Annotated in this window: 1 protein-coding gene; it reads left to right on the top strand. The window is 64.3% G+C overall.

The genetic code is table 11. The features are described 5' to 3' along the window. On the top strand, positions 1-255 hold a 255-nt coding region (locus L6D63_RS28520; RefSeq protein WP_236170523.1), incomplete at both ends, for a Tn3 family transposase.

Raw genomic sequence — 255 nt, 5'->3', positions numbered from 1 at the left:
ATCGGAGCTTCGAGCAGCAGCGCTACCGGGCCAGTGGCCTCAACCTGGTGACGGCCGCCATCGTGTTGTGGAACACGGTGTACTTGGAGCGCGCCACCCAGGCGATGGGCGATGCGGGGAAGTCGGTAGATGGTGAGCTGCTGCAATACCTGTCGCCGCTGGGGTGGGAGCACATCAATCTGACCGGCGATTATGTCTGGCGGCAGAGCCGCAGGCTGGAGGACGGGAAGTTTCGGCCGCTAAGGCTGCCCGGAA

This window comes from Pseudomonas parakoreensis (assembly GCF_021602155.1).
GTDB lineage: Bacteria > Pseudomonadota > Gammaproteobacteria > Pseudomonadales > Pseudomonadaceae > Aquipseudomonas > Aquipseudomonas parakoreensis.
Note: the sequence above shows the minus strand (reverse complement) of the source record. Positions and strands in the feature narration are given on the sequence as shown.